Here is an 8,409-nt window from a genome sequence, read left to right as displayed (position 1 = left end):
AGTAACGCCATGTTCATCAACTCCGTCACTCCCCGACAAACCGTCGGGGAAAGGTTGAGACACGGGTCACTTCTCGATGGAAATTCCCACCACCGCCGGGTCAACTCTCAGCAAAAATCAACAGTCCATAAACAATAGTTAATCTGACCCGAACAGGTCGCGTGTAAAGATCTTTCCGCAGACATCATCGATCTCGACAGTACGGCGATTTGCGACAATGATGTCGCTTTCCGCCTTGAATGCGTCCAGATCGCGCAGAACCCGCGAGCCGAAGAATGTCTCGTCCGTCATCGCTGGCTCGTAGATCACCACCTCGATACCCTTGGCCTTGAGACGCTTCATGATTCCTTGGATCGACGACTGGCGAAAATTATCAGATCCCGCCTTCATCACTAAACGAAATACGCCGACCGTCCGCGGCTTGCGCGCGATAATCTGCTCGGCAAGAAAATCTTTGCGGGTGCGGTTGGCATCGACGATCGAGCGGATTAAGTTCTGGGGCACGTCGGAATAATTGGCGAGCAACTGCTTCGTGTCCTTGGGCAGGCAGTAGCCGCCGTAACCAAAGCTCGGATTGTTGTAATGCCGTCCGATCCGCGGATCGAGGCTGACGCCGTTGATGATCTGCCGGGTGTTCATGCCGCCAGCGATGGCGTAGCTATCGAGCTCGTTAAAGAATGCTACCCGCATTGCTAAATAAGTGTTCGCGAACAGCTTGATCGCTTCGGCCTCGTTCGCATCGGTAAAGAGGATGTCGATCTCTTTCTTCTCCGCGCCCTGTCGCAGCAGCTCGGCGAAGATGCGTGCGCGCTCGGATCGCTCGCCGACGATAATCCGCGAGGGATGAAGATTGTCGTAAAGCGCGCGGCCTTCACGCAGAAATTCCGGGCTGAAGATCACCTGCGGCGCGTTCAGCCGGATGCGTACGTCCTCGACAAACCCGACTGGAATGGTCGATTTCACGACGATGGTCGCTGCTGGATTAGCGACGGTGGCGGTGCGGATAACTGCTTCGACTGAAGATGTATCAAACTTGTTGGTGTCCGCGTCGTAGTTGGTAGGCGTCGCGACGATTACATAATCGGCACCGGCTAATGCTTGCTCGGCATTACGCGTGGCAGTGAGATCAAGCGCGCGTGTAGTAAGAAACGCTTCGAGTTCGGCATCGACGATAGGCGATTGACGGGCGTTCAGCAGGTCAACCCGTTCTGCCGAGATGTCGACCGCTGCAACCTCGTTATGCTGCGCCAGCAGCACAGCGTTGGAGAGCCCGACATAGCCAAGACCGAAAACCGCAATCTTCATCCGTCTGCATCTCGCAAAATTATTGATAAAATTCGGCTTTGAAACGAAACCAATTTGGCGTCGCGCTCCCCGCTTCACTGCATCTTAGGTGTTTCTGCGCATTCCGTCTATCCAAACGTGCAACTTGCGCAGTGAGCCAGCCCCCGTTTTGACCGGACTGTCCCCCGTCAGCACCACTGGCACAGATTTGAGGTTGTGAGTTGAGGAGGATCTGGGCTTCGTCGCAGTGACGAAGGAACGAAGATGAAGCCCAGATCCTCCAACGTGAAATTGCCATCCGAGAAGCTGGAGATCATCAGGATCGTCGAGCAGTCGCACCTGTCGGCCAAGCGCACGCTGGACCAACTGGGCATCCCCCGCCGGACCTTCTACCGCTGGTACGACCGCTACCTCGACGGCGGGCCCGAGGCCCTGGAGGACCGGCCGTCGGCGCCGAGCAGGGTGTGGAACCGCATCGGCGACGATATCCAGGGCCAGATCGTCGAGATGGCGCTCGAACACAGCGAGCTGTCCCCGCGCGAACTGTCGGTGCGATTTACCGATGAACGTCAGTACTTTGTGTCCGAGGCCACGGTCTACCGGCTGCTCAAGGCCCACGACCTCATCACCAGCCCGGCCTTCGTCGTGATCAAGGCCGCCGACGCCTTCCACACCAAGACTACGCGGCCGAACCAGATGTGGCAGACAGACTTCACCTACTTCAAGATCATCGGGTGGGGCTGGATGTATCTGTCGACCGTGCTCGACGATTTCTCGCGCTACATCATCGCCTGGAAGCTGTGCGCCAACATGCGCGCGCAGGGTAAGCGTCCGGTGAGGGTGTCGCGTCAGACGGGACGATAGTTCCACGGCAGTAGTTCAGCGACCCGTCGGGCCGGATGGTCGGCGATGCGGCTGATGGTGTCGGTCAGCCAGGCTTCGGGGTCGACGCCGTTGAGCCTGGCGGTTTCCACGAGACTGTAGATGCTGGCGGCGCGATGGCCACCCTGGTCGGAGCCGGCGAACAGCCAGTTCTTGCGACCGACGGCAATACCGCGCAGCGAGCGCTCGGCGGCATTGTTGTCGATCTCGAGGCGGCCGTCGTCGGCATAGCGGGTCAGCGCCATCCAGCGGGTGAGCGCATAGCGGATGGCGACTGCGAGGTCGGAGCGCCGGGACAGCTTTGGTCCGGTCGCGTCGAGCCACTGGCGGAACGCATCGAGCAGCGGTCCGGCCCTTGCCTGGCGCGCGTGTCGTCGCTCGTCCGGGGTCCGACCACGCACGTGTTGTTCGACGGCATAGAGCCCGGCGATATGGTCCAGCGCCTCACGTGCCGTGGCGGAGCCGGTTGCGGCATGGACGTCGAAGAACTTGCGCCTGACATGCGCCCAGCAGGCCACCTCGCGGATGCGATCTCCATAGAGCCGGTCGAACCCGGCATAGCCATCGGCGTGCAGATCGCCCTGGAATGTTCGCAAGTGCGCGGCGGGGCGTTCGCCCTTGCGGTCGGGCGCGTAGCGGAACAGCGCGGCGGGCGGGGCCTCGCTGCCAGCCCCGCGCTCGTCACGCACATAGGTCCACAGCCGGCCCGTCCTGGTGCGACCGGCGCCGGGGGCCAGCACCGGCACCGGCGTGTCGTCGGCGTGGAGGGTCAAACCACCCATGACGTGGCGCTCGAGCGCGTCGACCAGCGGGTCGAGGATCGCGGCCGAGCGCCCGACCCAGTCCGCAAGGGTGGAGCGGGCAAGGTCGACGCCCTGGCGCGCGTAGATGCCCGACTGGCGGTAGAGCGGCAGATGGTCGGCGTATTTGGACACCAGCACATGTGCGAGCAGCCCGGCACCGGGCCGGCCGCGCTCGATGGGCAAGGATGGCAACGGCGCCTGCACGATGCGCTCGCATGACCGACAGCTCAGCCGCGGCCGGACGTGGCGCACGACCCGGAACGAGGCAGGGACATAGTCGAGCTGTTCCGTAACGTCCTCACCCATGCGCCGCATGGCACCGCCGCAGTCCGGGCAGACGCACGGTGCCTCGTGTACGACGTCCGTGCGGGGCAGATGGTCGGGCAGCGGTTGGCGGCAGGGTCTGGTAGCATCCTGCGTCCGGGCAACGGTCGGCGTTGCCGTGGCCGCCGCTTCCGCCTCGCGTTCCTCCAACCCGAGCTCCAACTGGTCCGCCTGATGCGTCAGTTTCTCCGAGGAGCGGCCAAAAGCCATGCGCCGCAGCTGCGCGACCTGCATCCGCAACTGCTCCAGCTCGGCGCCGGCAGCAATGAGCATGACCTTCAGGAGGGCGATATCGTCAGGCAGCGAGGCGGCATCGGGCGACACGCCCGCTTATACCAGAACACCCGTGCCGATACACGCGAAAGCCGCAGGAAACCGTGCTTTTTACCAAGCCAAGGTCGGCTGCGAGGACCGGATCGGATGCCGCCAGTCCACCCCTTCGAGCAGCATCGACAACTGCGCCGGGGTCAGCACCGCGACGCCGTCCGCGGTCGCCGGCCAGGTGAACCGGCCCCGCTCCAGACGCTTGGCATGGAGGACGAGACCCTGGCCGTCCCACCACAGCAGCTTGACCAGATCGCCGCGCTTGCCCCGGAAGGCGTACACCGCACCCCCAAACGGATCCTGGCGCAGCCGTTGCTGCACCAGCGCCGCCAGTCCGTCGAAGCCCTTGCGCATGTCCGTGACACCGGCCGCCAGATACACCCGGACGCCGCCCGGCGGCCCGATCAAGCGAACCCGGCCAGCACGGCCTTCAGCACCCGCGCGTCGATGGGAGGCGCCAGGCGGATGCGCTGCCCGGCCGGGCCAACCACTTCCACCGCACCCGGTCCGAGCGGCTCTGGATGCGGCACCATGGGCACGCCCGCTACCTCGACCGGCACGAACGCCGCCCCAGGCAACGCTTCGCTCGCCACCCCGTCGCGCAGCAGCATGCGTCGCCAGCGGTACACCAGCGACGTGCACACCCGGTGACGCCGCGCCACGTCCAGCACGCTCGCCCCCGGCATCATCGCCTCCGACACGATCCGCGCCTTGTCATCGTCACTGAACCGTCGCCGCGGCTCAGCTTCAACCATCTCGATAATTCGCGTTGCCATGATGCCGCACCGGTGCCTGCCACAGTGCCGCACCTGTGGCTTGCGCATCACCTCTCCAGCAAGGCGGGGAAGACCGGACGCTTACCGCGCAGGACGTCACCGACACCCTGGACATGGCCTTGGCGGCTTCCGGCTGCGACAGTGCCAAGGTGGCGTACAAGCCCCGGCTGCTCAGCGACAACGGTCCCAGCTACATCGCCGGTGAGCTGGCTCAATACATCGAGGCCAACAAGATGAGCCATGTGCGCGGCGCCCCGATGCATCCCCAGACCCAGGGCAAGATCGAGCGCTGGCACCAGACTCTGAAGAACCGCATCCTGCTGGAGAACTACTTCCTACCCGGCGACCTGGAGGCCCAGATCCAAGCCTTCGTCGAGCACTACAACCACCAGCGCTACCACGAGAGCCTGGCCAACGTGACCCCGGCCGACGCCTCCTTCGGCAGGGCCGCCGCCATCATCAAACGGCGCGAAAGGGTCAAGCGACAGACCCTCGAATATCGGCGCTTGCTGCACCGCAAGCTGGCCGCATAACATCAACCCCCAGACGAGGCCCGCTCTCCGCTAATCTACGCCCCCATCTGCGCCAAATGTCCTGACGACGGACAACGTTCACCGGCCAGGTGGACGCATGCTGCTCGATGAAAGCGAATTTCACCGCGGCATCTCCGCAAAGATGCCGACGGCTTTTTTTAGGATGTCACGCTCCATCCGCGCCCGGTTCAGCTCGCGCCGCAACCGCGCAATCTCGGACGCCTGATCCGCCGGCGACGCCATCGTCGATACTGGTGGCTTTGCCGCCGGGCCTGCCGGCGGAGTGCTGATCTCCTGCAGTTTGCGCTGCCAGCGACGCAGCATCGTCGGCATGATCCCCAACTCGGCTGCCACCTCGGTCTGCAGCCGGCCGCTCGTCTCCCAAAGCGCCACCGCCTCGCGCTTGAACTCGTCCGTGAACCGACGCTTCGGTAAGCGCGGTGTGAAGACCGCGGATTATGCGGCTTGCGCAATCGGCCGATCTGCCGGCGGCATCCAGTTCCACGGCATGAGTTCGTCCGAGCGGCTGGCAGGCCAGTCGCCAGCGACCCTGGCGATGACATCGGCGATATAGGCCTGCGGGTCGACGCCGTTGGCCTTGCAGGTCTGGATGACGGTATAGATGGCCGCGGCCCGTTCGCCACCTGCGCGAGAGCCGGCGAACAACCAGTTGCGGCGTCCGACGGCGACACCGCGCAGCGCACGCTCCGCGATATTGTTGTCCATCTCCAGGCGGCCGTCATCGAGGAAGCGCGACAGTGCTGGCCAGCGCTTCGTGCCGTAGGCGATGGCCCGGGCCATGTCGGACTTCGGTGACAGACGGCGCAGGGTGGCGTCGAGCACCGCGAGCAGGTCATCGACCAGCGGCCCGCTCTTCTCCTGACGGGTTCGGCATCGCATATCAGGCGGCTGGCCGCGGACCTCGGCCTCGACAGCGTAAAGAGCGCCGATCCGCTCGAGGATGTCGGTGGTCAGCGGCGTGGGCGACCGCTCGTGCAGGTCGAAGACCTTGCGCCGGAATGCGCCCAGCATGCGACCTCGGTGACGCCGCTGCGGTAGAGCCCGTCATAACCGGCATAGGCATCGGCCTGGAGGAAACCGCGAAAGCCGGCGAGATGGGACATGGGATGCGCGGCGGTTCGGTCGGGCGTGAAGCGATACCAGATCGCACGTGGTGCCGTGCCGCTGGATGCCTGGTCGTCGGCCGCGTACACCCACAACCGCCCGGTCGCGGTCTTGCCCCGGCCGGGGTCGAGCACCGGCACGGGCGTGTCGTCGGCATGGATCTTGTCGGCCTTGAGGACTTCGTCGCGGATGCGGCTGACGATGGGGTCGAGCAGCGCCGCAGCCTGTCCGGTTCAGCCCGCCAGCGTCGAGCGGTCGATGCCGAGCCCTTGCGCCGTCATCATCTCGGCCTGACGGTAGAGCGGCAGATGGTGGTCGAATTTCGAGACGACGATGTGTGCCAGCGTGGCAAAGGTTGCCTTGCCGCGAGCGATGGCGCTCACTGGTGCCGGTGCCTGGACGATCCTGTCACAGGACCGGCAGCTGTATTTGGGCCGGATGTTGCGCACGACCCGCCAGCGTACCGGCACGATGTCGAGCATCTCGTGCGCATCGGACCCAAGCGGACGCAGCGCACCGCCACAGTCCGGGCAGGTGCAGGCACCCGATGCCGGCTCGTGGACGACCTCCTCGCGCGGCAGATGCCCTGGCAGACTGCGGACGGGCACCGGTCGAACCGCTACGCCGGGGTCAGCCACCTCGGGCCCAGGCGCATCACGCTCCGTCTCCAGTTCCTCCAGCGCCAGTTCGAGCTGCTCGATCTTGCGGCCAAGATTCTCGGACGAGGCGCCGAACTGCATCCGCCGCAGCCGGGCGATCTGTCCGCGCAGCGTGTCGATGAGCAGGTCGCGGGCGGCGAGTGCGGCATTGGCCCGGGCAAGCGAGGCCTCCAGCGCGGCGATCCGCGCGGTCGCATCAGCAGGGGAAACAGGCGCTTCCGACACGCGGATTACATAGCAGATTGCAGGCTGGCGAGCGAGGGAAAGTGGCGCAAAACCGCCGTTCCTACCCCGCCAGCGTCGGCGTGAACGTCCGCTCGGGGCGGCGCCAGTCAATGCCCTCCAGCAGCATCGACAATTGCGCCGGGGTCAGCGTCACCGCGCCTGTCGCGGTCACCGGCCAGACGAAACGGCCCCGGTCGAGCCGCTTGGAAAACAGGCAAAGTCCCTGGCCGTCGAACCACAGCAGCTTGACCAGATGACCGCGCTTGCCCCGGAACACGAACAAGGCACCTGAATGCGGGTTCTGCGCCAGCACCTGCTGCACCGGCACCGCCAGGCCATCGAACCCCTTGCGCATGTCGGTCACGCCGCACGCCAGGAACACCCGCGTCGGCAGCGGCACCGGGGTCACCGCAGCACCGACAGCACCCGTGCCAGCGCACCCGCATCCACATGCGCGTCGACGCTCATCCGTACACCGCTCGGAAGGTCGATGTGGATGAGCCCCGTAGAACATGCCGCCGTCTGCGGTGCTGGCGGGATAGGCTCGGCAATCTCGACCTCGGCGAACACCGGCAACGAAGGCGCGACGCCCGCCAGCTTGCCCTCCCGCAACTGCTTGCGCCACGTATAGATCAGGCTGCTCGACACCTCGCGTCGCGCGATGACATCGCAGACCCGAACCCCCGGCCGAAACGCCTCGGCCAGGATCTCCAGCTTCTCCGCATCCGACCATCGGCGCCGGCCTGATACCCGGCCGACCACCTCTATCCGACCAGTCATACGAGTGCTCGTATGACTGGTCGTAGAACCGATAACTTCCCGCACCGCCAGCGCCCTCGTCAAAGGCCACAAGCGTCCCCGCTACCGGCGCTACCGCAAGGCGGCCTCCACACCACGCTTACACGCTTCGTCGTACTCGCCATCATACACCTCCTGGCTCCGCAGAGCCTATCATCAGTGTCCGCCAAACCGGGGGATGATCAGTCTTCCGGCCGTAGCTGTTGCGCGAGTTGCCGGTGCCCTCGTCTCCGGCCAGATGATGATCCATCTCCGCGTCCAAAGCGCGTTCCGTCAACGCCTTCTTCAGCGCATCCAGCAGGCCGCCCTGCGCCAGGGCGGTACCAGCATCAGCGCCAGCCAGTAGCTGATCAAGCAGCTCGTTCGGTATCGCGGGCTCTTTGCGTCGGGACATACAGGGTCTCCTTCTTCCCCTTTATGCCCGCCCGCACACGAAATTCCTGACACTCCCCATTTGAGGTCAGTTCGGTGCCGTAGCACATCGGGAAGCGCTGGAACGGGAGCCACTGTGGCCCTGATGAAGACAAGGCCGCGAAGCGGCTGCAGGCTTCACCAGGGCAAGCCATGGCCGGCCAGCAGGTATCTAAAGTGAAGTTATCGAGACAACACTTTGGAGGCCGACCGACCATGACCAAGCTCACCTCTACGCCTGCCGGCGCCGTGCTGGTAGCCATCG

The 8,409-nt window shown here is 64.8% G+C and carries 6 protein-coding genes and 5 pseudogenes; 2 read left to right on the top strand and 9 right to left on the bottom strand.

Features of this window, described 5'->3' with window-relative positions:
- Positions 1 to 138: 138 nt before the first annotated feature.
- Entirely contained in the window at positions 139 to 1,305 is a 1,167-nt protein-coding gene (locus ABLE43_RS22800) for a nucleotide sugar dehydrogenase (protein WP_348980241.1), read from the bottom strand.
- Between the two features lie 276 nt (positions 1,306 to 1,581).
- Between ABLE43_RS22800 and ABLE43_RS22795 the strand changes: the two are divergent.
- Positions 1,582 to 2,103 (top strand): annotated as a pseudogene (locus tag ABLE43_RS22795) (helix-turn-helix domain-containing protein); the annotation flags it as partial.
- 29 nt (positions 2,104 to 2,132) lie between these two features.
- Here the strand turns inward: ABLE43_RS22795 and tnpC (ABLE43_RS22790) are convergent.
- The 3 genes from tnpC (ABLE43_RS22790) to tnpA (ABLE43_RS22780) all read right to left on the bottom strand — a co-directional run bounded on the left by tnpC (ABLE43_RS22790) (position 2,133) and on the right by tnpA (ABLE43_RS22780) (position 4,393).
- Positions 2,133 to 3,566 carry an IS66 family transposase gene (gene tnpC / locus ABLE43_RS22790; protein WP_348980242.1) on the bottom strand — a complete coding sequence of 478 codons (1,434 nt, stop codon included), beginning with the start codon at positions 3,564 to 3,566 and terminating at the stop codon, positions 2,133 to 2,135.
- Positions 3,567 to 3,677: 111 nt separating this feature from the next.
- Entirely contained in the window at positions 3,678 to 4,025 is a 348-nt protein-coding gene (tnpB, locus tag ABLE43_RS22785; protein WP_076711207.1) for an IS66 family insertion sequence element accessory protein TnpB, read from the bottom strand.
- Positions 4,022 to 4,393, bottom strand: a complete 372-nt coding sequence (gene tnpA, locus ABLE43_RS22780) for an IS66-like element accessory protein TnpA (protein WP_348980240.1) — start codon at positions 4,391 to 4,393, stop codon at positions 4,022 to 4,024. The genes tnpB (ABLE43_RS22785) and tnpA (ABLE43_RS22780) overlap by 4 nt, the downstream gene beginning before the upstream one ends.
- A gap of 77 nt (positions 4,394 to 4,470) precedes the next feature.
- Between tnpA (ABLE43_RS22780) and ABLE43_RS22775 the strand changes: the two are divergent.
- Positions 4,471 to 4,926: pseudogene (locus ABLE43_RS22775) on the top strand (integrase core domain-containing protein); the annotation flags it as partial.
- A gap of 64 nt (positions 4,927 to 4,990) precedes the next feature.
- Here ABLE43_RS22775 and ABLE43_RS22770 read toward each other — a convergent pair.
- The 5 genes and pseudogenes from ABLE43_RS22770 to ABLE43_RS22750 all read right to left on the bottom strand — a co-directional run.
- Positions 4,991 to 5,319: pseudogene (locus ABLE43_RS22770) on the bottom strand (transposase); the annotation flags it as partial.
- Positions 5,320 to 5,382: 63 nt separating this feature from the next.
- Positions 5,383 to 6,935 (bottom strand): annotated as a pseudogene (gene tnpC, locus ABLE43_RS22765) (IS66 family transposase).
- A 61-nt stretch (positions 6,936 to 6,996) separates the two neighbouring features.
- Positions 6,997 to 7,344, bottom strand: coding sequence for an IS66 family insertion sequence element accessory protein TnpB (tnpB, locus tag ABLE43_RS22760; RefSeq protein ID WP_348980239.1), 348 nt, complete (start codon positions 7,342 to 7,344; stop codon positions 6,997 to 6,999).
- The gene (gene tnpA / locus ABLE43_RS22755) at positions 7,341 to 7,697 is read right to left on the bottom strand and encodes an IS66-like element accessory protein TnpA (RefSeq protein WP_348980238.1); all 357 of its coding nucleotides are present in this window, start codon (positions 7,695 to 7,697) and stop codon (positions 7,341 to 7,343) included. The genes tnpB (ABLE43_RS22760) and tnpA (ABLE43_RS22755) overlap by 4 nt, the downstream gene beginning before the upstream one ends.
- Positions 7,698 to 7,917: 220 nt before the next feature.
- A pseudogene (locus tag ABLE43_RS22750) lies at positions 7,918 to 8,127 on the bottom strand (IS256-like element ISSpwi2 family transposase); the annotation flags it as partial.
- Positions 8,128 to 8,409: the final 282 nt, after the last annotated feature.

The sequence above is a fragment of the Sphingomonas silueang genome, assembly GCF_040049155.1.
GTDB classification, from domain to species: domain Bacteria; phylum Pseudomonadota; class Alphaproteobacteria; order Sphingomonadales; family Sphingomonadaceae; genus Sphingomonas; species Sphingomonas silueang.
The sequence above is the reverse complement of the archived record's forward strand: the minus strand, read 5'-3'. Positions and strand labels throughout refer to the sequence as shown.